We start from the raw sequence: 23353 nt of genomic DNA on the forward strand, positions 1-23353 counted from the left end.
ACACCTATAGTAGCCACTGCAAGTCAATGCACACCTGATCGCACGACTGCTGTGCGATCAGTGTGTAAATCGTTGCAGTTGTTACTATAGCATCGCAGTTCCAGCCGCGACCACAACACGATTGGCCATCGGCCACCAGCCACTACATATGATCAGCCTCGCGCTTTCGATCCGGCAGGACGACTGCCCACTGAGCGCGGCCAGCGACGCCCACGACATCGCGTTTGTCACCCCACACTGGCACTACGACCACGACCGCTCCCAACTCGAGTTACGCATCCTCGCAGACGCCGCCGACCGGCCCGCACTCGAGTGCGGGCTGGACGTGATCCGTGCACACCCAGAGACGGACTCCTTCAATTTGCTCGCAAAGCAGAGTGGAACCGCGCGTGTCCACCTAACGATGGGAACGACCGTGACGATGGGCACTGTCGTCGCTAACGGCGGCTACCTCACTGCGCCCTTCGAGAACGTCGACGGCCGCGAGCGCTGGCAGATCGGCTTCGACGACGAGCGTGCCGCCGAGCATACGCTGGCCGTCCTCAGCGACCACGACGACGAGTTCGAGGTCCACGACCGCCAGCGTCTCGACCCCGAGACGGTGCTGGCGGATGTCCGCGCCGACGCGGTCGGCACCACCGTCCTCGAGGGCGCGCGGCAACTCACCGCAACCGAGCGCGAGACGATTCGCCGCGCCGTCGCTGGGGGCTACTATGCGGTCCCGCGGACCGCAACGCTCGGCGACCTCGCGACCGACCTCGGCGTCTCGGACGCCGCCGTCTCGAAGACGCTCCGACGCGCCGAGCAGAAGTTGTTGGCTCCGATGGTGGGTGTACTCGAGTCCACTGCAGAGTCACAGGTCGGTCGACTGGGTTGTTCCGACGACGAACAGACGTGATCGGCTGAACGCACAGCCGGACTGAGGTTAACATCCTAACGATAGCACCCATTCCCGGACAGTTCCTACTCTGAATGTGTACTGGAAAGCCGTTTCACTGCCGTCGATCTCGCCGTATCTCTTCGCACTGGCCCCGCTCGCCGCCGCAGCACTCTGGGGCGGTCTCTACGGTGTCAGCAAATGGGGCTTCGATGCCGTCCCGCCGCTGACGCTCGCGTTTCTGCGGGTCGCCGTCGGCGCGATTGCACTGCTTACCGTCGTTAATCTGGTCTACCCACGCCGGCGCTTTTCCCGCCGAGACCTGCTCAGCTTCGCGCTTCTGGGAGCCGTCGTCGCCGCCTCGCTTGCGACGCAGTTCGTCGGCACCGCACTGACGACCGCCAGCCAGGGCTCGCTCATCACCGTCCTGACGCCGATCTTCACGATCCTGCTCGGTGTCTCCCTGCTCGGTGAGGACCTCTCCCCGCGGCTCGTCGCTGGTATCACCATCGCGACCGCTGGCACCGTCATCGTCCTCTCCGGGCAGTACCACCTCGCCGAACTCGCCGGCGTCGCGACGACCGGCATCCTCATGCTCCTGCTCGCGAGCGCGACGTGGGCGCTGTACACTGTCCTCGGGAAGCCGCTGATCGAGCGCTACTCCGCACTCGAGACGGCGACGTACTCCTGTGTCGCCGCCGTGCCGATGCTCGCCGTCCTCGTGCCGGTCGAACTCGCTCGTACTGACGCCTCGCTGTCCTCGATTCCGGTGACGCCGGAACTCGTCGTCGCGGTGCTCTACCTCGGCCTCCTCGGCACCGCCGCTGCGTGGTATCTCTGGTACAAGGGACTCGAGTACGTCGGCGCGAGCGTCATCTCGGCGTTCTTCTTCGTCCAGCCGGTCGTCGGGGCGATTTTCGGAGCGGCGGTGCTGGGTGAGTCGCTCGGCTCGCGGTTTGTGTTGGGCGGTGCCGTGATGGCGGTTGGCGTCTATCTGGTGTCGACGGAGTCGGCGGCCTAGATCGGCGTGGCCTGTCTGTTCTAAACGAAAAGCAGCGCGAGTTCCCCGCCCTTCCGAAAACCGCAGGTTTTCGGCTTTCGCAAATCTTTGATTTGCGTCAACACCGTGGGCGGGGGTGAAGCGCGTCACTTCGGCACGTGTTCCGTCTCTTCGATATACCGTTCAACCACTTCCTCCGACACCGCACCTGTCGTTCCCACATAGTACCCAACCTTCCAAAATCCGCCACCCCAGAAATACGACTCCTGAATCTCGGGATACCGCTCCAGCAAGTGCTTACCCGAGTACGACTTGAACTGCCGGGCGAGGTCGGCTGGACTGTGTTTTGGGTCGCACTGGACGAACAGGTGTACGTGGTCGTCTGCAATCTCCAACGCCAGAATTTTGTGCCCGAAGTGGTCGGAAGTCTCATCAAACAACTCTCGTACATCGTCTTCAACCACGTTGAGAACCGGGTGTCGGTACTTGGGACACCAGACAAAATGATATTTACAGGAACTAACCGAATGTGCGTGACTGCGGTACTCTTCCATCCCTAATCCCTACATTTATGATAATCTGGAACGATTGTCAATGCATGGGTGAAGAAGCCACGAAGACGATCCAGACGCGGCTCCACATAGCGTCTGGTGAACGATCGTGGCTTCACGACGCCCGCCTCGCCTCACGCGAGATCTTCAACCAAACCATCCGCCTCAAACAACAAGGGGACAATCGCACCGAGATACAGAAGGAGGTTGACCGCGACGACTTCCTACGGAACAACAAGTGCGCGGTCGTCGGCAAAGCCCTCCAAACATGGGACTCCTACCAATCACTCAAAGACTGGTGGGAGAATCAAGACGACCCCGACCGAGGGAAGCCGACGCCGCCGAGTACGGACAAATCTAGTGCCTACCCGCTTGTGATGGCGCACACGGAAGGCTACCGCCTCACCGTGAACGACAACACGAACCGCGTCCAGTTCCGCATCAGCCCGAAACCCTACAAGAAGGTGAAGGGCCATCTTCGCGGTGAGCCGGACGCAATGGACGAACTTCGAGACGCCCTCACGTCGAATGAGGTGGATATAGGACAGGCCGAACTCCTGTACCGCGATGGCGTGTACTACCTACACGTCACGGTTACACGCGAGTTCGACGTACCCGAACCCGACACCGCCGATACTGTGATCGGCGTGGACATCAACGAGCGCAACGTCGCACTCACCGCCCTTGACCGCGAGACGATGCAGACGAAAGGTACACTCGTCCTCGATTACGGACGAGTCAAGCAGGAACGCCAACGCTACCACACTATCACCACTCGCTGTCAAGAACACGGCAAAACGAGCATCCACCATAGACTCGGTGACAAGGAGGAGCGGTTCACCGAGTGGGTGTTGCATCGACTTTCCCGTGCTGTCGTGGAGTTCGCAGAGCAGTTCTCGAATCCGGTTATCGTGTTCGAGGATATGAGCGGCATCCGCGACGAAATCAAGTACGGGGCGTATATGAACCGCCGATTGCACAAACTGCCGTTTCACAAGTTCGAGACGTTCGTCTCGTACAAGGCGACATGGCGGGAGGTTCCTACGGACACGGTTGATGCCTACTACAACTCGAAGACGTGTTCGTGCTGTGGTGAGCGTGGGTATCGGCAAGGACGGCGGTTCCGCTGTACGAACGACAAGTGTAATCTGGCGCAAGATCACGCTGACCGGAATGCGTCGGTGAACATCGCGTGGCGCGAGAAGACGAAGCTCGACGGTAATACGACGAATTACCGGACTCACAAAACCCAACCGCAGGTGCGGGTGGTGCGTCTGTCCGGGTCGGGGCGCGTAAGCCGCCCAACCTCATCCCGTTTCCTCGCGGAACAGGGAGTGCTAGCGCACGGCTGAGGGAACTACAAAAGCCTCGGGCCACCGCGCCCGAGGTTGTTTACAAGAGTCGCTGTGTGTCTTTTCGCTGCGTGTCGACCGTACTGGTGGTCGTCGGTGGTTGTCTGTGATCTCCGATGGTTGTCTGTGGTTTCCGGTGGTTGTCGGCACCTACCAATGATTTCCGGAGATGATCGGTGCTGCCCGATGATTTCCGGAGTCTACCGGTGGAACACTGCCGTATGGCCGCGCGTATCGATCACCTGTGCGTTGACGCTGTCTGCGAGGCCCGCTGCCTTTTCCTCGGTCGAACTGCCGGCGCGGGCCGCGCGGAGGAACTTCACTTTCACGAGGTCTCGATCGGCGAGCTGGTCGTTGAGTTCGTCGACGACGGCGTCGACACCGCTCTTGCCGACCCAGACGGTGACGTCGACGTCGTGGGCCCGCTGTTTGAGTTTCTGCTGATCCATACCGACACGTATCGGGTCCAGGCGGTTAATCCTCTCGAAGACGGGGCTGCGCGGTCATTGCTGCCACGACACCAGTATCCGCAGCTACTGCCCGTCAGTGGACGATTCCGGTCCGGTATCCGACTCAACACTGTCCTCGCGCTCCGTGTAGGGGTAGCGAGCGTGTGCACCACAGTCACAGGTGATCACAACGTGTCCGTTCTGCAGCCTGACTCGTGCGTTCTTGCCCGGACGAAGATAGGTGTCGCAGTCGTCACAGGTGAAGCGCCGAAACTCACGCGGGAGGGGCAATCGGTTTCGCTCTGCGACTCGACGAGCGAGTCGAACGTAGTATCGCGCACGGTCGTCCTCGCCGTCGGCTGCCGCCGCTCGAGCGAGATCGTGAAGACGACCGATCCGTTCCTCGGCGACGGTCATAGCCACGGCTTGTACCGGTTTGCCTATTGGTGTTGTGTTCTGCTCCGTCGATTCCAGCCCGCTGTCGGCTCCAGCAGACCGTCGGCACTACGACACTGACGACACCAAGACACTGGCAGGGCAACCACACCGCGAGTTCCAACACCCCACTGGTCCCAGCCTTCCCGACCGGTGGATCCACACACTCCGCTCATCAATTCTGTCTCAGGAACGGTTTAGTCACGTCATATCGGTGTCCCTGACGCTCAGTTCGGTCAGGTTTACTCGAGTACACCACCGTTCAGTAGCACCGCATTTCGAAGCGTTTTATACGGGGGGTGTCGACGGACTGAAGTGTACGACCGACCGCACTGTCCCGCCCTGTGACGACAGCACGAGACACCCTTCACTGACCGTCCTGCGACCGACCACCCGTGAACGCGCTACAGCCCTCCACCAACCCGCTGACGGATGCCGTTTCCACGCATAAATCACCAGTACGAATAGCGGATGCTATGCGTTCCCGTCACGCGGTTACCATCACTATAACGATACGTCGACGGATCGAATCGAAACTGAACCCACCGCATACGCGATTCCCGTCTCTCCCACCGACCCGTTCCGACCCCTCCCTGAGTATCCAGAATGACGACACCAAGCACGACTGCCGAAGCGAGAACGACAGCGATGGAACCGATGCGTGGTCTACGCGTGAGCGCCTGCGCGCAGACGACCACAGCCACAACCACAACCACAACCACAACGACAACGGCGACCAATGGGGGTGCAACGCATGAGTTTGCCGTCTGACGACGTTGGCGCTGACGCCGACGCCGACGCTAACACCGGATACAGCCGCCGGTCGCTCCTCGCCGCCGGTGCGACCGGTCTCTCGGTCGCTGCGAGTGGCTGTATCGACCGCGTCCAGAGCGTCGTCGACTCCGATACCGCCGAACAGGTCTCGCTCTCTATCCTTTCGCTCCCTGCTGCCGACGGTGACAGAGAAACCGCCGAAATCGCACGCCATCTCGAGTCCAATCTCGATGCGGTCGGCATCGACGCGACGATCAGCACTCGCTCCGAATCCGAGTTTCTGGAGACGATCCTGATCGATCACGACTTCGACCTCTACGTCGGTCGCCACCCGGCGGACTTCGACCCAGATTTTCTCTACGAGACGCTGCACTCGACGTACGAATACGACCAGGGGTGGCAGAACCCGTTTGGCTTCACTGATACGCTGACGATCGATCGGTTGCTCGAGCGCCAGCGCGAGGAAACCGGTGCCGACCGCGAACGGACCGTCGCAACACTGCTCGAAGGGATCGCACAGGAAAAGCCGTTCGAGCCGATCTGCGTGGCGAACGAGTACCGAGCCGTTCGAACGGACCGGTTCGACGGCTGGGACGAGAACTACCTCACGACCGGCAGCGGCTACCTCGGACTCGAGTCCGACGCTTCGTCCGACACCGAACAGCTTCACGCACTCGTCACGGACCAGCGCCTGACCCAGACCTTCAATCCGCTCTCTCCGACGACACACGAGCAGCGCGTTATCGTCGACCTGCTGTACGACTCGCTCGCCGTTCCAAGGTGGTCCGTTCCCGAGGAGACGGAGGCGACAGACGAGGAGACGCAAGCGGGCGAGGAAGTAATCGACGCGGCAAACGTCTCGATCGAGCCGTGGCTCGCGACCGACTGGGAGTGGGACGGCGAAAACCGAACCATGACCGTCGACATCCGCGAGGACTGTACGTTCCACGACCACACCGGCGGCGACGACACTGACGCAGACGGTAGCGATGACAACGGTAGCGAGAGCGCCATCCCTCTCACCGCCGAGGACGTCGCGTTCACCTACCGCTTCCTCGCGGACACGACGTACGGACGCGCCGCGAGCGCCTCGCCTGCACCACGGTATCAGGGCCACGTGAGCGCTGTCGACTCCGTCACCGTCGAGGACGAATACCAACTCACGATCTCGTTCTCGACGGACCGGGCCGTCGCCGAGCGCGCGCTGACGGTCCCGATCCTTCCATCCGGCTCGGATTCGCCCTGGATCTCCCATCTCGAGAGCAGTGTCGAGTCCGCAGACGACGACTGGTCGCCGACACAGGGTGACTGGAGCATCGTGACGACCGACCACGCGCCACCGACCGGCAGCGGCCCCTACAAGTACGACTCCCACGACGCAGGCACCTCCGTCACGCTCACACGCGTTGAAGACCACTTCACGCTCCGGGACGACGATCACGACCTGCCAGCGCCAACCGCCGACGAACTCCACTTCGAGGTCGATCCGGGAACGAGTTCGTCCGTCGAACGGGTCGCAAACGGCGATGCCGATATTACGACAACCCGGCTCGATACGTACGCACTCGAGTCGACGATCGACGACGATGCCGTTTCGTTCGTCGAGTCCCCGTCGTGGTCGTTCTACCATATCGGATTCAACACTCGCAGCATGCCGTGTGGGAACACGCACTTCCGTCGTGCGGTCTCACAACTGGTCGACAAGCAGTGGGTCGCCGAGGAGGTGTTCGCCGCCGAGGACAGTGCACGGCCCGTCGCGACGCCGGTCGCCGAGGAGTGGGTCCCCGACTCGCTCGCCTGGGACGACGGCGAATTGGTGACGACGTTCGAGGGTGAGGACGGCGACCTCAACGTCGACGCTGCGCGAGAGCTGTTCGCATCGAACTTCGAGTACGACGACGGCGCACTGGTCTGGTAGCACGACTCCACATGCTTGCACAAGTGCTCACACGAGTCGCGCTCGTCGTTGCGCTCGCACTCGCGGTCTCGCTCGTCGTCTTCGTCGGCCGCGAACGACTCGCCTCGCTTCGCACCGAGTGGCAACCACGGCTCCGCCAGAGCGCTCCCGCGTTCGCTCTCTTGGTCGTGATCCTCGGACTCAATCGGATCATGCGACAGGACGGGTACGACATCTCTCAGGCGTACGGGATACACATGACCGAGGTGTTCTACTCGCTCGAGGGCGACTTCGTCCTGCTCTTTCGTTCGATCGCGACACCGGAAGTGACGACGTTCTTCTCGGTTGCGTACGTCTACGTCTACGCGTTCGTGTTGATCTTTCCGGTCGTCGCCTACGTCGCGCTCTCGAACACCGTCGTGCTCCGCCAGCTGTTGACGGCGTACTCGCTCAACTACGTGATCGGGCTCGTCTTCTACCTGCTCGTGATCGCCTACGGGCCACGAAACGTCATGATCGAGGGAATGGACGCGACACACCTCTACTACGCGAGCCCGGAGTACATTCACCTCACGACGGAGGTCAACCAGAATCGGAACGTCTTCCCGTCGCTGCACACCTCGCTGTCGGCGACCGTCGCCATCTTCGCCTACATGACTCGCGACCAGTATCGGGCGTGGTTCCCCGTCGCCGTCGGCCTCGCGACGAGCGTCATCATCTCGACGATGTACCTCGGCATCCACTGGGCGATCGACGTTGTCGCCGGCCTCGTCCTCGCCGTCGTCTGTGTCGTCCTCGCAAAGCGTCTCGTCGGCCGCTGGTCGCTGTCTGCTGTCTTTGAGCGCGTGCGAGCCGGTGACCACACCGAGTCTGTGTCCGGACCGGACCGCGAACAGGGAGAGGACGGCGTCTGAGGAGACGCCGACATCGACACCACACATCCCGCGGGGCGACGCTGCAGCGCAATACTGTTATATCGCCACGGGCGAACTGTGGCAACGGACCTAATGAGCGACCCCGCCCCGTCAGCCAGCCCCGAACACCACGCACACGCCAGCGACGACGCCGCTCGCAGCGGTCTCAGTCGCCGGTCGATGCTCGCCGCGACAGCCGGCCTCACCGTCTCGATGAGCGGCTGTATCCGCGAAGTACGGAGCATCGTCAACCGCGACGAGGTCGAACAGCTCTCGCTGACCATCTCCACCGTGCCCGCCGACGGCGACCGGGAAAGTATCCAGCTTGCCCGCGCCGTCGGCTCCGCACTCGAGTCCGTCGGCGTCGACATCGCGATCGATATGCTCTCACACGAGGAGTTTCGGCGCGCGATCCTCGTCAACCACGACTTCGATCTCTACGTCGGTCCCCACCCTGGCGACACGACGCCGGATTTCCTTTACGAACTTCTGCACTCACGCTTCGCGGAGGAAGCCGGCTGGCAGAACCCCTTCGGACTGACGAATCTGGCTATCGACGATCGACTGGACGCACAGCGAGTCGCCGCGGGCGGGACTGGAAACGGGGGTGGCGAGGAAGACGGGACCGACACTACCAACGAGAACGAGAACGAGAACAACGACCGCGAAGACGCGATCACAGCGACACTCGAGTCGGTTGCGCGCGAGCAGCCGTTCATCCCGATCTGTCGACCGACGGAAATCAGACTCGCACGCTCGGATCGGTACGAGGGCTGGGGAGACGGACATCCGGCGACGCGATTTGGCTATCTCGGCCTCGAGCCACAGTCCGAGAGCGCGGCGGCGGAACTTCGGACGGTGAATACGGATGCGCGGCCGTCACAGAACCTGAACCCGCTGTCGGCGGAGTATCGCGAGCGAAATATTGTCGTCGGATTGCTGTACGACTCGCTCGCGGTGGTACGATGGCGCGGTGACGAAAGCACGGTTGCTGGAGGCGAACAGGCGGATGCCGACACTGACACGGATACCGACTCCGATCTCGACCCTGACTCCGCGACGGACATCACGCCCTGGCTCGCCGCCGACTGGGAGTGGACCGACGAGGAGACGCTCCACGTCACCCTCCGGGAAGACTGCGAGTTCCACGACGGAACCTCGCTTACTGCCGAGGACGTCGCCTTCACCTACGAGTTCCTCGCGGACACGACCCGCGGTAGTCGACGCTTTTCCGCACCGACCCCCCACTACCGCGGTCAGGTCGCCGCAATCGACGACGTAACCGAGGTAAGCGAGACCGAACTTGAGTTCACCGTCGCGACGAGCCAGCCGGTCGCCGAGCGCGCACTGGCGGTGCCGATCCTCCCGAAACACATCTGGGACGAGCGCACGGATCAGGCGAGCCTCCGCGGCGTCACGGTCGCCGAGGGGACGACCGAGGCACTCGTCACCGACAACGTGCCGGCGATCGGCAGCGGTCCCTACCAGTTCGGGAACCGGACCGACCGCGAACACCTCACGCTTGCACGCTTCGACGAGCACTTCACGCGACGAAGTGGCGTTGATCTCCCCAAACCGACGAGCGAGCGCCTGCGCATCCAGATCGACCCGCGGAGTACGTCTGCGATCGAACTCGTCGAGAGCGACAGCGCTGACGTGACGCTATCGACACTCGAGTCCTACGTCGTCGACGACGTGTTCGAAGACGACGGGGAGGTTCCGGAAACGACGATACTCGAGTCCCCCTCGTGGTCGTTCTACCACGTCGGATTCAACGCGCGGAAGGCACCGTTCTCCAATCCGCGATTCCGGCGGGTCGTCGCCCAGTTGCTCGACAAGGAACACCTGGTCGAGGAGGTGTTTCACGGCTACGCAGAGCCGATCGCGACACCAGTTGTCGAGCAGTGGGTTCCCGACTCGCTCGCCTGGAACGGGAACGATCCCGAGACGCCGTTTCTTGGAACAGACGGTGACCTCGACGTGGCGGCGGCGCGGGAGGCGTTCGAGGAGGCGGGACTGCGCTACGACGACGACGGGAACCTCCGGGTGAGACACTGATGTTGACGCAAGTCCTCCTCCAGCTGACCGTCGTGGTCACGCTCATGGTGCTCGTCTCGATTGCCGTCTTCGTTGGTCGCTACCGGCTGCGAGATACGCGACTCGAGTGGCGCGCTCGCGTCCGGGCAGCAGCGCCGGTGACGGCACTCCTCGCCGCAGTCTTGCTGTTCAACAGCGTCGCGAGACAGTACGGCCCTGACGTCTCCTGGATGATTCACTGGAATCTCACGTGGCCGATCTACGACGTGGAAGGCGAGTTCATCCTCTGGCTACAGTCGTTCGAAGCGCCGGCGATCACGGCGTACTTCTCGTTCATCTACATCTACGGCTACGTCTTCCTGCTGGTCTTTCCCGTGATTGCCTACTTTGCGCTCTCGAATACGCGCCCGCTTCGCGAACTTCTGACGGCGTACACGCTGAACTACGTGCTCGGACTCGGCATCTACGTCTTCATCGTCGCCTATGGGCCGCGAAATATGATGCCAGAACTGGTCGATGCGTTGCTGTACGATACGTATCCCCAGTACCAGCACCTCACGCGACAGGTCAACCGGAACACGAACGTCTTCCCGTCGCTGCACACCTCGCTCGCGGCGACCGTGACGTTCCTCGCGTTTCGCACCCGTGCGATCTATCCGAAGTGGTTCCTCCTCGCGACCGGCCTCGGCGTCTCGGTTGCGATCTCGACGATGTACCTGGGTATCCACTGGGCGATCGACGTAGCCGCAGGGATCGTCCTCGCGTACATTTGTGTCGCGCTCGCTGGGTTCCTCGTCGGCCGCTGGTCGGTTACGGCGTGGGTCGCGTCGCTTCGGGACTCGAATCCGAGTCCGAGTACGAGTACGGGCACGGACACGAACCCGGATACGGATCCGAATCCGGGCTCGTCCTCCGGTTCCGAACCGAAAGCGGACGCTGGAACGCCCGACACAACGCCGTCGGAGTCAGAGCCAGAAACGGGTTCGGATCCCGAACCGGAACGCGCCTAACCGCTGGGACAACGCTGTTGCTCGTGGACGTAACTCGGTATGTCTGGGTGACGGAGTCCGAAAATGGATGGTGAACACTGAGCACCGACGGTGCTCAACGGTTCACCGCTACGACGTTAGTTGTCTTCGAGTGCGTCAGCGATCCGCTTGAGCGCGCGCGTCTGGTCGCGCATCTCGTCGCGCAGTTGGCGAACTTCGCGGACGAGTTCCTCGTTGCCGACCTCGTCGCTGCCGCCTGGGCCGCCTGGGCCGCCGCCCATACCGCCCGGACCGCCTGGGCCGCCACCCATCATGCCGCCCATCATCTGTGCGAACGGGTTGCCGCCGCCACCCATGCCGCCGGGGCCGCCGCCACCGAACGGACTTTCTGGGGGCTCGCCCTCGCCTTCACCTTCTTCGGCGCGCTTCTCGCGGATTTCCTCGACGCGCTCTCGGAAGGACTTCTCTTCGCCCTCGTCGCCGCCGTCGCTACCGTTGTCAGGTTCGGTTTCGTCCGTCATACCCTCGGATTCTTGACCGCCGCGGAAAAGGATTGCCATGTTTTCGGGGTTGCTGACGTATTCTGTTCCGTCTCACACGAGACAGCCGAGACGCAAGACGCCACAGAACAGAGCCGAACATAGACGGCACGCTCGCACTGCTGAACCGGCACCGTTTTCGCCGCTCGCTCCTGAACCCCGACCAACGGCGACAGGTATGAACGAGCGAGGCAGTCAATCACTGATGGATCAAGAAACGCTCGACCGGCGCGTCCAGGCCGGTGAAACACCGCAGTGGGTCGCCGACCACTGGGACTCCTTTCAGGAGGGGCTGCTCGGCGAGCGAAACAACTCGCCGTTCCCCTGCTTCTTCGGCGCGGAATCGGTCGCCGCAGGCGAACCGCTGTATACCGCCGTCCCATCGATGAGCGACGCCGACGCCCTGTTGACCCTGCGCGACCGGGTACTCGAGTACCTCGACGTCTACCAGGACCACGCGGGACGTGCGTCGCTCGTCACGTTCTTCAAGCCACCTGCGGAACCGCTCTCGGAGCGCGAGTATCACGACGCACTCTGGCACATCCTCCAGACGCTGCACCTGCACGATCCGGAGCCCTGGCCCGAGGACATTCCGACGGATCCCGACGACAAGCACTGGGAGTTCTGTCTGGGCGGCGAGCCGATGTTCCCGACCTGTCGCGCGCCGTTTTACGACACCCGGAAGAGTCGCTACTGTCCGATCGGCCTCGAGATTACCTTCCAGCCGCGGGCGCTGTTCGAGTCGTTGAACGTCACGGCGGAGTACGAGGCCGGCCAGCGCGCCCGCGACGTGATTCAGGACCGGCTCGAAGACTATGACGGCGTCTGTCCACATGCTGATCTCGGCGATTGGGGTGTCGACGGCGACCGGGAGTGGCCCCAGTACATGCTCTCTTCGGACGAGGAACAAGCGCCCGCCGAGTGTCCGATCACCGTCACGCGCGAGCATCCGAAGCCGGCAGCGAGGTTGTCATGACTGCTCGCGACTCGATCAACGACGCTCTGCAGGACGCCGCGCTCGTCCTCGTCGACTTCCAGACCGGCTTCGACGACTCCGCCTGGGGCACGCGAAACAACCCCGACGCGGAGGAACGCGCCGCCGACCTGCTCACACACTGGCGCGAGACGGAGCGCCCTATCGTCCACGTCCGCCACGCTTCGACGGAGGCGGAGTCACCGCTTCGGCGCGACCAGCCCGGATTCGCGTTCAAACCCGCTCTCGAACCGCGCGACGACGAGCAGACCTTCGCCAAGTCGGTCAACGGCGCGTTCGTCGACACCGCACTCGAGTCCTGGCTGCGCGAGCGCGGCATCGAGTCGCTTGTGGTCGCTGGACTGACGACGGACCACTGCGTCTCGACGACGACGCGGATGGCCGAGAACCGCGGCTTCGACGTCCATCTGGTCGCCGACGCGACCGCGACGTTCGACCGGACGTTCGACGGCGAGGAGTTCGACGCGGAGACGATGCACAAAACGGCGCTGGCGCAGCTAGATGGTGAGTTCGCGATGGTCGTACGGACCGCGTCGGTCATCAGCGAGTGAGAACAGAGTGAGAACAGGTACAGTTCGAGGAATGGACTGTCCGCCGGAATACACCTTGCTCACTGTACGCTACCCTCGTGTTTATCGACGCTGCTAGCGAAGTGTGACATATGGGAACAACAACCATGAGTGTCGTGGATCGGTTTCGGCGGTCGATGAACGATCACGACCTCGACGCGCTGTTCGACTGCTTTCACGAAGACTATCGGAGCGAGACGCCCGCCCATCCCGAGCGGTCCTTTACCGGACGAGAACAGGTTCGTGAGAACTGGATCCAGATGTTCGAAACGACGCCCAACATCGCGGTCGAGTTTCCGCGAGTGACTGTCGACGGCGACACGGCCTGGATCGAACTCCGAATGCACGGAACACAGACCGACGGCGACACGGTGGACGTCCGTGGCGTCGTCATCAAGGGTATCGTCGATGACCGTATCCAGTGGGGACGAATCTACCTGGAGCCAGTACAGCAATCGGCAGACGTGACGTGGGAAGAGGTGTACGCTGGCGAGGAACACAAGTGAGCGGCTGGTGTGGCAGTATTCCAGGCGGGGAGTCGTTCAAACACAGGGCACAGTAGCGACCGTTGCTCACCCGAACGAGCCAAGCGACGACTGCAACTCCCGCTCGGTCTCGCCGTCCTCGAGTTCGTAGCCGACCAGATCACGCATGTCGACCGCGTAGGTCGTTCCTCCCTTCTCTACCACGAGAAGCCGCCCCTTCACACCGCGAACCGTGCCCGACGCGATCGTCTCGCGAACCGGCCGGGACTCGAGTACAGGTTCGAAATCGTAGTCGAACTCGAAGCGTTCGATGACGTCGAACGCCGCGAGCACGTCCTCCCAGGCGTCCTCGTCGACGCTGCTCGCGAGGGCGGCGACCTTCGGACCGGTGCGGACGCGGTCGACGAGCCACTCGGCGATTTCGGCCTCGATCTCGCGGGCGATCTTCCCGTTTGAAACGGTGTGGATGTGTGCCGCCCGGTCGGCTCCCTGCTCGCGGAGGCGCGTTTCGAGCCGCCAGCTTCGGGTGACGCCGACCTTGAACGTGTCGGGTGCGAAGGCCGCGATATAGACGGCATGTTCTTCGTAGCAGTCCATTTCGTCTTTCAGGCAGGTGCCCGTACAGCGCGCACAGACCCAGGTGCTCGTGTGGAACTCACAGTACGGTGTCGACGCGCGGTCGCAGGCGATGTGGCCGGCCTCGCCGATGGTGCCGGCGCAGTGGCGCTCGCCCAGCGAGTAGGTAAGTTCGTCGCCGGACTCGAGTGGCCGGTGCTCCACGTCGTCGCTGTCAGCGTCCCCATTCGCGAGGAGGAGAGCCGAACCGCGGCCGCTCGGCTCGTAGCCGACCACTTGCACGCGCGTTCGTTGGGGGTGGGGGCAAATATACTCCTCGCTGTCGCCACAGTCGGGGCTCGACTCGAGTAGCGCGCGCACTCGAGTTCACCGCCAATCCGAGTTCGTCTTATCGACCACGCGGACGAACAATTATGGGCCGTGGGGGAGATGCGGACGTATGGCACTCGAGGGACAACTCGACGCGACAGTATCGTCGGACGCGACGGGGTCGGATACCGTCGCGCTCGCGTTCACGGTGCGAAACGAGGGAACGGAGACGGAAACGCTGCGGTTTTCGGACGCCTGTAAGGCCGAGTTCGTTGTCCAGGACGAGGGCCGAGAGGTCTGGCGCTACACGGACGGGCGGATGTTCGCCCAGATGCTGAGCGCCGATGAGCTCGACCCGGACGAGGAGACCACCTACGAGGCGGAGTGGGAAGAGCCACAGTCGGGCGAGTTCACTGTCGTTGCGGAGTTGCAGGCGCGGGAGACGACGTGCGAGGCGCGGACGGAGCTGACGGTTTGAGAGGCTGCCAGGCTAATCGGCTGTCTGTGCGTTGTAGTCGAAACTCGTGCGCTGTGAGCACTGGTGTGCCATCCGTAAGCGGGATATCACGGATGGTCGCCAGCCAGTGGAAGCACGTGCGAGACGGACGACCAATACCGAACATTGGTTTCCGATGGCAAACATCTTCTTTCTACTTCCCGACTCAGAGTTCCCGGTTCGACAGAAACAACGAAGTGAATAAACCACTCCTCTCCTAACGAGTGGACATGCAAGCGCTGGTCATCGCGGCACACGGCTCGCACCTGAATCCGGATGCCTCGACGCCGACGTACGCCCACGCGGACACGATCCGCGAGACGGGCGCGTTCGACGAGGTCCGCGAGGCGTTCTGGAAGGAGGAACCGCACTTTCGCGAGGTGATCCGCACACTCGAGTCCGACGAGGTGTTCGTCGTCCCGCTGTTTATCAGCGAGGGTTACTTCACCGAGCAGGTCATCCCGCGAGAACTCCGCCTCGACGACTGGGATCCCGACAAGTGGGAGTCGGATGGCACCAGTGCCTCGCAGGTTACCCTCGAGGCGACGGACGTCGGCAAGACGATTCACTACTGCGGCCCGGTCGGCACCCACGACGCGATGACGGACGTGATCGTCCAGCGCGCCGAAAGCGTCACCGAAGACCCCGACGTGGGTGAGGGTGTCGGCCTCGCAGTCGTCGGCCACGGCACCGAGCGCAACGAGAATTCGGCGAAGGCGATCGAGTACCACACCGAACGCATCCGTGAGCGAGGCCGCTTCGACGAGACCAAGGCGGTGTTCATGGACGAGGAGCCGGAGGTAGACGACGTGACGGACTTTTTCGAGAGCGACGATATCGTCGTCGTCCCCCTCTTTATCGCCGACGGCTACCACACGCAGGAAGACATTCCAGAGGACATGGGCCTCACCGAGGATTACCGCCTTGGTTGGGATGTCCCCGCTGAAGTCGACGGTCACCGTATCTGGTACGCCGGCGCAGTCGGCACCGAAGGCCTGATGGCCGACGTCCTCCTGGAGCGTGCAGCCGACGCAGGGGCAGAACTCGGCGACGCAATCGACCGCGTTCGTCAACGTACGAGCACAGCAAGCGGCGCTGACGGTGATGCTGAGCGACACAGCCAGGCAGGTGACTGACGATGGGGATGGATGACGGATCGGCGAGCGCCACACAGCGGCTGTTGACGACGCTTGCGGCTGCCAACGAGAACGAGACGGGCACAGACCAGACCCACACCGTCTCCTTCGACGGTCTCCAAGTCACACGAGACGCAGACGATACGTTTACGCTCACGATCGACGCCGCCGACATCGCCCACGCCGGGCTGGATGCGGACGCACTCGAGTCCCTGCTCGCTGGCGAGGAGTCGGCTCTCGAGTCCGGGGGCGTTGCGGCGTACGTGACGAACTGGCACTACTGGCAGGAGACGGTCGGTGGCGAGGGAACTGCCCGGCGGGCGTTCCTGCGGTGGTGTGAGCACGCGCCGCTTTCGAATTCTCTGGGCACTCACACCGGGGTTGAAGCTGGAAATACCGGCGGAGAGGCAGACGGAGACGAGCAAGGACAGGACCGAACGCTCCCTGTCCCGGATCGCTACGCCGCCCTGCAGGATGGCATCGACCGCGAGTGGGGCCAACTCTGCATCACCGCCCGCTTCGCGGACGTCGACCAGCCTGACGGCGAACGGGTCTACGATCTCTGGCACGTCGCGGATGCTGGCACGGATATCGCCGATCTCACGGTGTACGACGACCCGCGCGAGGCACGCGAGATCGCCACCTACGACGAGGACGGCCGATACCGACCGCTGAAGACCGCGCCGACACTCGAGACCGGGTGGGCCTTCACGGGCCTCTCGGGCGAGGAACTCGTCGACGCCGTCGGCTTCTTCTACCCGGCGACGATCGCCAACTGGCATCGCGAGCGCGAGGGCAACCTGGACGTCGACCACTGGGCCGAGACCGCAGACCGCCAGAGCGGCATCTACGAGGTCGTCTCCGAACTCCCTCACGACGCCGTCGGCTGGATGGCCGAAGCCTGCTGTGTCGACTCCCAGTGTCTCCGCCGACGCGAGTGGGAGTACGAGGACGGCGACGAACTCGACGCCGACGGCGGTGACGGGCCGTTCCCCTGCCGGGAGCCGTGCTCGCTCGTCGTCGCCGCCGCGCGCAAGTGGGCTATCGCCGAATCCGAGTCCGAGCGCACGTACGAACTGGAACTCACGCCGACCGAGCGCAACCAACTCGAGGAGCTAATCGACGCGGTTGCGGACGACAGAACGGACGAGATTCGTGAGGCAGACGTCAACGACGGCGCGAATCGGTACCGCGCACGGTACCTGCGGGCGAAACGGTTCTCGGACGAGGGTAAACTCGAGATGCGAGAGCAGTCCGAGTCTGAGTCCGGGTCTGAGTCTGCATCCGAAGTCGAATCCGAATCTGGCTGACGAAATAGAACCGCGACACACAGGTCTTCTTCTGGACGTACGCCTACCAGTACAACAAGAACAGTGCAACCGCGACACCGGCGAACACGATTCCAACACCGAGTGTCGCAACCGGCCCACCGACCGCAGAGGTAACCGCGACCGCCAGCGCAAGCGCGAAGATTCCGAGTCCGATAACGGCGAGTGTCCCCGTGTCTATCTCGACTCCGAGCTGCGTCGTCACCTCTTCGACGAGCGTTTGCTGTTCGTCGTCCGCCGAGCGTGCTGGTGCGGCGAGTGAGTCGTCGACGTCGACGCCTGTCGGTTCCGGCGTCACCGTTACCGTAATCGAGACGGACTCCGATCCGTAGCCGGTGAGTAACTCGAGTTCGCCGCGGACTGGCTGGTCGAGTCCGTCGGCGGTGATGTCGATGGGGACCGGCGTTACGGCGTCGGGTTCGATGTAATAGTTGGGAGTCCGAAGCGAGGCGACGTGTGCGATGTCGCCGTCGAGTCGGCAGTGGACGTGTGCCGGCGAGCCCTGTCCGTGGAGTTCGACGACGAACGAGGAGTTCGTCTCGAGTGCGTTGTGCGCAGGTGAGAGTGCGTCCTCCTGCTTGCGGTCGACGTGGACCGGCAGCACCGTTGTCCCGGTGGGTGTGCCACTGTCGCCGACTCGTGAGTCGGTCGTTCCCTGCGTGTTACTGGCCGCCGACTCGTTCTCGCGCGACGATGTGGATGGTGGTGTGGATTCGGACCTGGTCACGGTACAGATACAGATAGTGGTCTGGTGCCAGTTACAAGTAGTTTCCGTCGTTTGACACAGTCGTGCCGACTGACGTTCCGTTGGACTCTATGCGGGGGACTCCTCTCGCATGTCCGGGGGGAGCAGGTTCGGAATACCGTCCTCGACCGGGTAGCGCTCGCCACACTCGGCACAGACGAGCGTGCCGTCGACGACTTCGGCTGCGTCCTCGCCGTTCGAGTCGTCCGAGTCGCCGTCAGCACTCTCATCGTACGTCGCATCTTCGAGTTCCAGTTCGTGCTTGTCGAGCGGGCAGCGCAGGATATCAAGCAACGACTCCTTCATACTTGGAAGGCATATCGCAGACAGCAAAAGGCTTCGGGAACGGTCGGCGCGGTTCGGCCACTACCAGTGAACATATATACGAAACTGTGCATCACAGTACCAATGCATTCGAGCGCCGTTTTGAGGTGACCGCGACGGATGGCTTCTTCCCCTCTCGTCGACAGTGTCGCAGCACTCGGCCGTCTCGCGTCCGAACTCGACACGCTCGATTCAGTCACAGAGGTATACACCCGTGCCGTTCGCGCGGCCGACCGCGTCCTCGAGTTCGACACGGCTATCATCTGTACGGTCGAAGACGGCGTCTTCGAGCCACAGGCGAGCTACACGACCCGCCTGATCCCAGCACCACCGCTTGCGGCCGACGCCGGTATCGCCGGCAAAACCCATCGGGAGAACGAAACCCACGTCGTCGACGATCTGACGACACACACCGATGCCAACCCGACGAGCGATGCCTTTCGGTCCGTCCTCTCGATTCCACTCGAGGACGGCGGCGTCGTTCAGTTCCACGCGACCGAGCCAAACGCCTTCTCGGAGGCTGACCGCCACCTCGGCGAGTTGTTCGTCGCGACGGTGACGAGCGCCCGAAACCGGGTCAGCTACGAGAGCGCACTCGAGACGGAGCGCGATCAGTTCGCGGCGCTGTTCGAGAACGTTCCCGATGCGGCGCTGCAGTATCATCTCGAGGATGGGGTGCACGTCGTCGACGCGGTCAACTCGGCGTTTATCCGGGTGTTTGGGTTCGACGCTGAGGCTGTGGTCGGCGAACCGTTGACGGAGCTTATCGAGCCGGGGGAGAGTGTGACGGAGACAGAGACACAGACTGAGACACAGACAGTACAGGAACCGTCAAAGCCCTCGACTACGCCAGCAAGAGCGCCCTCACACCACCAGTCCGCTACCGCAGGAACCACGTCGGCAGGCTACGTGCAGCCACAACTCGTCGAAACCAAACTGTCCGAGCGTGCAGACGTCGAAGTCGTTCGCGAAACCGTCGACGGTCCACGCCCGTTCTTGCTCCGGAACATCCCAGTTGCCACCAACGACGGGACGACACGCGGCTATCTGATCTACACCGATCTGACCGACCTCAAACTCCGGGAGCGCGAACTCGAGCGCAAGAACGAACGTCTCGATCAGTTCGCAAGTATCGTCAGCCACGATCTGCGGAATCCGCTCAACGTCGCCGATGGCTACCTCGACATCGCACTCGAGGACGCCCCGGAAGATGTTCGGCCTGCACTCTCGGAGATACAGGACGCACACGACCGTATGGCGCGGTTAATCGAGGACGTCCTGACGATGGCGAGAGGGGAGACAGTCGACAACCCTGACCCGGTCGACCTCGACACAGTCGCGGCGGCCGCCTGGGACAACGTCGAAACTGACGCGGCATCACTCGAGACGACGAGTCAGTTGTGCATCGAGGCCGACCGGACGCGGCTGTTGCAACTGTTCGAGAATCTCTTCCGGAACGCAGTCGAACACGCTGGTCCCGATGTGAGAGTTAGCGTCACGGAATTAGCTGACGGCTTCGCCGTCGAAGACGATGGCCCTGGTATCCCACCCGAGCGCCGCGAGGATATTTTCGAATCCGGATACACCGATAGGGCCGAGAACACCGGGCTCGGACTGGCGATCGTCGAGCAGATCGCGACCGAACACGGCTGGACGGTTGCGGTTCAGTCGGCAGACGGTGAGGACACAACTGCAAGTGACACCGGTGCGCGCTTCGAGTTTACAAACTGTCGTCTCGAGGGCGATGCCGACGCCGATGGCGAGACAGGCCGCGGGCTCGACCGCTCACTGTCAGCAGAGCGCGATGGTGCTGATGGCGAGCACGAGCACGCACGCGACAGCGGGCACAGCTACAGTCACAGATACGGCCACGGACACGAACACCAACACGAGTTCGACTGGGAACTTACCCGCCACCAACTGGAGGGATGGCGATGACCGACACAACAGTCACTGATCCCGTGACGATTTCGGTGCACGGGACGACGTTGCAGGCCCGGGATATCGCCGGCAACACTACCTCGTTCGGACTGGTTGGCTGGGACCGTCTCGAGGACCAACACACGTTCGACGAACCGATCGATGCGACCATCACCGGCCGCGTCTCCGAAATCCGGTACGATCTGCTGAACATGGTCGATATCAAGCGCCTCGACGGAGATGCGCCACAATCAGGTGTTGCGTTCGAAACCGATGGCGAATCTGAAGCGGATGGCACCGAGGCTGGGGCTGGGACTGAAGCTGAAGCCGAAGCCGAAGCCGAAACCGACAGTACCGACCCCGAATCACGCACACGTGATGCAGACGAGACCGGGACCCCGAACGCAAACACAAACATAGGCGACGACACCAATGCACGTGTCTCCGTCGAGGCCGGCGATCAGGAAGTCTCACTCAGTAGCGGCGCGTACGTCTGCCGGTTCGAAGTAGGTCTCTATATCCGCCTCCGATTCGACGCATCCGCCGTCATCAAAAACCGGTCGCGTGGACCAATGACCATCTCCTTCGAACACCCCACGCGAGTAACGTTCGGGTTCAAATCGCCAGTCGACTATCCGCGCGACGAAATCACAGTCGCACCGACGCCCGACGGTATCGCAACTGCCCTCTCACACCTCTCTGCATCGATCGGAACCACGACCGCAGACCGGGTTCACAGAAACTACCGCGGCTACCCGCCGCTGCTCGAGATCGATCCCGCCGTGACGGACACACACGTCCCGTCGTCAGTTCGTGAGGACACACCCGACACCGACCTCGAATTCGTCGTTCCGCCCGACCGCTCGACACTCTTCGTCGCAGCCCCACTCGCCTACTACCTCGGTGCACGAGTTCGAACGACAGCGCAAGCTCCCCTCGATGCGAACGAAAGTGCACCGCTACTGCGCGCACCGTCGATCGGACTCCACCACGAATTCGCCTCTGGATCCGCGTTCGCAGCGGACGTTCGCTCGCTTCTGCGACGGACGTTCTTCCTCGACCTGCTCGTCTCCTGGCTCGAGCCAACGGAGCCGACGGTACTCGAGTACGATGCGCTGACAGCGGCGGGGATCGACCTCTCGGGCTGTCCCGGAATGTCGATCGCGGAGCGAGTGCAGACGTACCTCTCGTTCCCGGAGCAGCCGATCGAGGCGGTGCTTCCACAGTGGCCGTACCGAATGACGGTGTCACCGACGACGGACCACGTCAGCGTGTTGCCCCACTTGCTCTACGATATGGCCGCGATCGAACTGCCAGTGGACTCGAGTGAGAGTGGTGACTCCGTGTCGACGGCTGCGTCGGCTGGTCTGTCTGGGGCTGTGTCTGAGAGTGGGGATGGAGAGAAGGCTGAGGAAGAAGCTGAAACTGCGGATGATGGTGTGAATGAGGATATGGATGGGGTTAGAGAGTCACAGGTAGGGCCAGCAGCGACGGCTGATCTCGGTGTCGACCTGGACCTCTGTCTGGAGAACAGCCTGGGCGAGCGAGCGTCGCTCGACGATCAACTCGTGGAGCAACGGCGAATCCACGGTGTACTTGCGGATCCGGAGTGTGCTGGTGAGGATGGCGAGTATACGATGGACGGGCCGCGATTTTCGCTTTCGTCTGCGGGTGTCTCTGGTTCTTCGTCCACGTCCACGTCTGCGTCTGCATCCACGTCTGTGTCTTCCACCCCCCACCAGTCGACAGCCAACTGCTCTCCGTTTGTCGCCCATCCAAAGGCCTACGAGAACCGTCTCTCCGATCTCGAGCAACAGTCGGACGAGCGAAGCGTCGTTGTCGTCTTCGCAACCGAGCACATCCCCGAATCCGCACGCGAGCGTATCGTCGATACCTACCGGCGTCGGTCAGATGCGGTCTCTCCACGGGTTGACCGGGTCGACGATCCGACACGGGTCGAACTCGCGGACGTGTTCGCAGCCGGAGCTGACTTCTTACACTACATTGGAGACTGTGACGAGGATGGCGCCGGCTTCGCGTGCACGGACGGCGTCCTGTCGCCGTCGGCGCTACCGACCAACGAGGTCGGACTGTTCCAACTCGACGCAGCGAACGCCGTCGATGTCGCGTGGAAACTGATCGAGACGGGAAGCATCGCTGGCGTGGCGGGCTATCGGACGGCAGCGTCCGAGCGCGACCTCCGGGCGGTGACGACTGTCGGCGAACTCCTCCTCTACGGACAGAGTCTCGCAACGGCCCACACCTGTGCAACCGTCCAGACGAACGGCACAGGCGGTGTCGTCGTCGGTGACGGCACGCACCGCTTCGTCGCAAAGTGGCAGCCATCGGAGATTCAGTCGCTACAGGAGACCGACGACGGCCTGGTTCGAGGCATCTCCGTCCCGTTCCCGGTCGATCCGGTTGGGGCACACTGGCGGGGCAGTCGGTCCGACCGAAAGCGACTGATTCCAGCGACGATCACACACGAGGTCACACCGGACGAACTCAACGAGTACATCTCGAACACGATTCGGCCGATCTACTACAACGGCGAGTTCTACTGGCCAGAAGAGCAAAAGCAGTTGTTGTATCCGATCTCGTAGTGTGCGGATTTGCAGTTAGAGACCTGGTCGCGGTCACGACCGCGCCAGTATCGC

At 62.7% G+C, this 23353-nt stretch carries 22 protein-coding genes; 15 read left to right on the plus strand and 7 right to left on the minus strand.

Going from position 1 to position 23353, the window contains the following annotated elements:
• The first annotated feature begins 148 nt into the window (after window positions 1–148).
• Window positions 149–898 (plus strand): helix-turn-helix domain-containing protein, encoded by a 750-nt coding sequence (locus C483_RS16865; protein WP_006654576.1) that lies wholly within the window; start codon window positions 149–151, stop codon window positions 896–898.
• Between the two features lie 76 nt (window positions 899–974).
• Entirely contained in the window at window positions 975–1898 is a 924-nt protein-coding gene (locus C483_RS16870) for a DMT family transporter (protein ID WP_006654577.1), read from the plus strand.
• Between the two features lie 125 nt (window positions 1899–2023).
• Here the strand turns inward: C483_RS16870 and tnpA are convergent, their stop codons facing one another.
• The gene (tnpA, locus tag C483_RS16875; protein ID WP_049912853.1) at window positions 2024–2431 is read right to left on the minus strand and encodes an IS200/IS605-like element ISNhu1 family transposase; all 408 of its coding nucleotides are present in this window, start codon (window positions 2429–2431) and stop codon (window positions 2024–2026) included.
• 44 nt (window positions 2432–2475) lie between these two features.
• On the opposite strand from tnpA, the gene C483_RS16880 reads away from it, so the two are divergent.
• Window positions 2476–3780, plus strand: coding sequence for an RNA-guided endonuclease TnpB family protein (locus C483_RS16880; protein WP_006654579.1), 1305 nt, complete (start codon window positions 2476–2478; stop codon window positions 3778–3780).
• Between the two features lie 200 nt (window positions 3781–3980).
• Here the strand turns inward: C483_RS16880 and C483_RS16885 are convergent, their stop codons facing one another.
• Both C483_RS16885 and C483_RS16890 read right to left on the minus strand, forming a co-directional pair.
• Entirely contained in the window at window positions 3981–4229 is a 249-nt protein-coding gene (locus tag C483_RS16885) for a YhbY family RNA-binding protein (protein WP_006654580.1), read from the minus strand.
• An 84-nt stretch (window positions 4230–4313) separates the two neighbouring features.
• Complete coding sequence (locus C483_RS16890) at window positions 4314–4646, minus strand: ribonuclease P protein component 4 (protein WP_006654581.1); 333 nt, start codon at window positions 4644–4646, stop codon at window positions 4314–4316.
• A gap of 772 nt (window positions 4647–5418) precedes the next feature.
• Here C483_RS16890 and C483_RS16895 point away from each other — a divergent pair.
• The 4 genes from C483_RS16895 to C483_RS16910 all read left to right on the plus strand — a co-directional run bounded on the left by C483_RS16895 (window position 5419) and on the right by C483_RS16910 (window position 11296).
• Entirely contained in the window at window positions 5419–7356 is a 1938-nt protein-coding gene (locus tag C483_RS16895) for an ABC transporter substrate-binding protein (RefSeq protein WP_006654582.1), read from the plus strand.
• Between the two features lie 11 nt (window positions 7357–7367).
• Window positions 7368–8249, plus strand: a complete 882-nt coding sequence (locus tag C483_RS16900; protein ID WP_006654583.1) for a phosphatase PAP2 family protein — start codon at window positions 7368–7370, stop codon at window positions 8247–8249.
• A gap of 93 nt (window positions 8250–8342) precedes the next feature.
• Window positions 8343–10307 (plus strand): ABC transporter substrate-binding protein, encoded by a 1965-nt coding sequence (locus C483_RS16905; protein ID WP_006654584.1) that lies wholly within the window; start codon window positions 8343–8345, stop codon window positions 10305–10307.
• Window positions 10307–11296 (plus strand): phosphatase PAP2 family protein, encoded by a 990-nt coding sequence (locus C483_RS16910; protein WP_006654585.1) that lies wholly within the window; start codon window positions 10307–10309, stop codon window positions 11294–11296. The genes C483_RS16905 and C483_RS16910 overlap by 1 nt, the downstream gene beginning before the upstream one ends.
• Window positions 11297–11412: 116 nt before the next feature.
• Here the strand turns inward: C483_RS16910 and C483_RS16915 are convergent, their stop codons facing one another.
• Window positions 11413–11835, minus strand: coding sequence for a hypothetical protein (locus C483_RS16915; RefSeq protein WP_006654586.1), 423 nt, complete (start codon window positions 11833–11835; stop codon window positions 11413–11415).
• Window positions 11836–11992: 157 nt separating this feature from the next.
• Here C483_RS16915 and C483_RS16920 point away from each other — a divergent pair, with 157 nt between their 5' ends.
• The 3 genes from C483_RS16920 to C483_RS16930 all read left to right on the plus strand — a co-directional run bounded on the left by C483_RS16920 (window position 11993) and on the right by C483_RS16930 (window position 13883).
• Window positions 11993–12790, plus strand: coding sequence for a YqcI/YcgG family protein (locus C483_RS16920; protein ID WP_083860448.1), 798 nt, complete (start codon window positions 11993–11995; stop codon window positions 12788–12790).
• Entirely contained in the window at window positions 12787–13359 is a 573-nt protein-coding gene (locus C483_RS16925) for a cysteine hydrolase family protein (protein ID WP_006654588.1), read from the plus strand. Before C483_RS16920 ends, C483_RS16925 begins: the two co-directional genes overlap by 4 nt.
• A gap of 110 nt (window positions 13360–13469) precedes the next feature.
• Complete coding sequence (locus C483_RS16930) at window positions 13470–13883, plus strand: nuclear transport factor 2 family protein (RefSeq protein WP_049912857.1); 414 nt, start codon at window positions 13470–13472, stop codon at window positions 13881–13883.
• A gap of 66 nt (window positions 13884–13949) precedes the next feature.
• On the opposite strand, the gene C483_RS16935 is transcribed toward C483_RS16930, so the two are convergent.
• Window positions 13950–14720 (minus strand): DUF2797 domain-containing protein, encoded by a 771-nt coding sequence (locus tag C483_RS16935; protein ID WP_049912859.1) that lies wholly within the window; start codon window positions 14718–14720, stop codon window positions 13950–13952.
• A gap of 157 nt (window positions 14721–14877) precedes the next feature.
• Between C483_RS16935 and C483_RS16940 the strand changes: the two genes are divergently transcribed.
• The 3 genes from C483_RS16940 (at window position 14878) to C483_RS16950 (ending at window position 17689) form a co-directional block, all read left to right on the plus strand.
• The gene (locus C483_RS16940; RefSeq protein ID WP_006654591.1) at window positions 14878–15225 is read left to right on the plus strand and encodes a BsuPI-related putative proteinase inhibitor; all 348 of its coding nucleotides are present in this window, start codon (window positions 14878–14880) and stop codon (window positions 15223–15225) included.
• A gap of 248 nt (window positions 15226–15473) precedes the next feature.
• Window positions 15474–16379 carry a CbiX/SirB N-terminal domain-containing protein gene (locus tag C483_RS16945; protein WP_006654592.1) on the plus strand — a complete coding sequence of 302 codons (906 nt, stop codon included), beginning with the start codon at window positions 15474–15476 and terminating at the stop codon, window positions 16377–16379.
• Window positions 16380–16387: 8 nt separating this feature from the next.
• Window positions 16388–17689: a DR2241 family protein gene (locus C483_RS16950; protein ID WP_006654593.1), complete on the plus strand. Its 1302-nt coding sequence runs from the start codon at window positions 16388–16390 to the stop codon at window positions 17687–17689.
• Between the two features lie 43 nt (window positions 17690–17732).
• On the opposite strand, the gene C483_RS16955 is transcribed toward C483_RS16950, so the two are convergent.
• Window positions 17733–18434 carry a DUF7524 family protein gene (locus C483_RS16955; RefSeq protein WP_006654594.1) on the minus strand — a complete coding sequence of 234 codons (702 nt, stop codon included), beginning with the start codon at window positions 18432–18434 and terminating at the stop codon, window positions 17733–17735.
• Between the two features lie 87 nt (window positions 18435–18521).
• Window positions 18522–18758: a methytransferase partner Trm112 gene (locus C483_RS16960; protein ID WP_006654595.1), complete on the minus strand. Its 237-nt coding sequence runs from the start codon at window positions 18756–18758 to the stop codon at window positions 18522–18524.
• 138 nt (window positions 18759–18896) lie between these two features.
• Between C483_RS16960 and C483_RS16965 the strand changes: the two genes are divergently transcribed.
• Together C483_RS16965 and C483_RS16970 are read left to right on the plus strand one after the other, a co-directional pair.
• Window positions 18897–20714: an ATP-binding protein gene (locus C483_RS16965; protein WP_006654596.1), complete on the plus strand. Its 1818-nt coding sequence runs from the start codon at window positions 18897–18899 to the stop codon at window positions 20712–20714.
• A complete protein-coding gene (locus C483_RS16970; RefSeq protein ID WP_049912862.1) occupies window positions 20705–23299 on the plus strand; it encodes a hypothetical protein in 2595 nt (864 codons plus the stop codon). The genes C483_RS16965 and C483_RS16970 overlap by 10 nt, the downstream gene beginning before the upstream one ends.
• The last annotated feature ends 54 nt before the right edge of the window (window positions 23300–23353 follow it).

This window comes from Natrialba hulunbeirensis JCM 10989 (genome assembly GCF_000337575.1).
Lineage (GTDB): Archaea > Halobacteriota > Halobacteria > Halobacteriales > Natrialbaceae > Natrialba > Natrialba hulunbeirensis.

What these genes read in the sequence shown, in the direction of transcription:
- C483_RS16880 (WP_006654579.1), top strand. Translation starts at nt 2,476, where the DNA reads ATGGGTGAAGAAGCCACGAAGACGATCCAGACGCGGCTCCACATAGCG.
- C483_RS16910 (WP_006654585.1), top strand. Translation starts at nt 10,307, where the DNA reads ATGTTGACGCAAGTCCTCCTCCAGCTGACCGTCGTGGTCACGCTCATG.
- C483_RS16925 (WP_006654588.1), top strand. Translation starts at nt 12,787, where the DNA reads ATGACTGCTCGCGACTCGATCAACGACGCTCTGCAGGACGCCGCGCTC.
- C483_RS16965 (WP_006654596.1), top strand. Translation starts at nt 18,897, where the DNA reads ATGGCTTCTTCCCCTCTCGTCGACAGTGTCGCAGCACTCGGCCGTCTC.
- C483_RS16940 (WP_006654591.1), top strand. Translation starts at nt 14,878, where the DNA reads ATGGCACTCGAGGGACAACTCGACGCGACAGTATCGTCGGACGCGACG.
- C483_RS16890 (WP_006654581.1), bottom strand. Translation starts at nt 4,646, where the DNA reads ATGACCGTCGCCGAGGAACGGATCGGTCGTCTTCACGATCTCGCTCGA.
- C483_RS16930 (WP_049912857.1), top strand. Translation starts at nt 13,470, where the DNA reads ATGGGAACAACAACCATGAGTGTCGTGGATCGGTTTCGGCGGTCGATG.
- C483_RS16970 (WP_049912862.1), top strand. Translation starts at nt 20,705, where the DNA reads ATGGCGATGACCGACACAACAGTCACTGATCCCGTGACGATTTCGGTG.
- tnpA (WP_049912853.1), bottom strand. Translation starts at nt 2,431, where the DNA reads ATGGAAGAGTACCGCAGTCACGCACATTCGGTTAGTTCCTGTAAATAT.
- C483_RS16895 (WP_006654582.1), top strand. Translation starts at nt 5,419, where the DNA reads ATGAGTTTGCCGTCTGACGACGTTGGCGCTGACGCCGACGCCGACGCT.
- C483_RS16915 (WP_006654586.1), bottom strand. Translation starts at nt 11,835, where the DNA reads ATGGCAATCCTTTTCCGCGGCGGTCAAGAATCCGAGGGTATGACGGAC.
- C483_RS16945 (WP_006654592.1), top strand. Translation starts at nt 15,474, where the DNA reads ATGCAAGCGCTGGTCATCGCGGCACACGGCTCGCACCTGAATCCGGAT.
- C483_RS16950 (WP_006654593.1), top strand. Translation starts at nt 16,388, where the DNA reads ATGGATGACGGATCGGCGAGCGCCACACAGCGGCTGTTGACGACGCTT.
- C483_RS16900 (WP_006654583.1), top strand. Translation starts at nt 7,368, where the DNA reads ATGCTTGCACAAGTGCTCACACGAGTCGCGCTCGTCGTTGCGCTCGCA.
- C483_RS16960 (WP_006654595.1), bottom strand. Translation starts at nt 18,758, where the DNA reads ATGAAGGAGTCGTTGCTTGATATCCTGCGCTGCCCGCTCGACAAGCAC.
- C483_RS16920 (WP_083860448.1), top strand. Translation starts at nt 11,993, where the DNA reads ATGAACGAGCGAGGCAGTCAATCACTGATGGATCAAGAAACGCTCGAC.
- C483_RS16885 (WP_006654580.1), bottom strand. Translation starts at nt 4,229, where the DNA reads ATGGATCAGCAGAAACTCAAACAGCGGGCCCACGACGTCGACGTCACC.
- C483_RS16865 (WP_006654576.1), top strand. Translation starts at nt 149, where the DNA reads ATGATCAGCCTCGCGCTTTCGATCCGGCAGGACGACTGCCCACTGAGC.
- C483_RS16905 (WP_006654584.1), top strand. Translation starts at nt 8,343, where the DNA reads ATGAGCGACCCCGCCCCGTCAGCCAGCCCCGAACACCACGCACACGCC.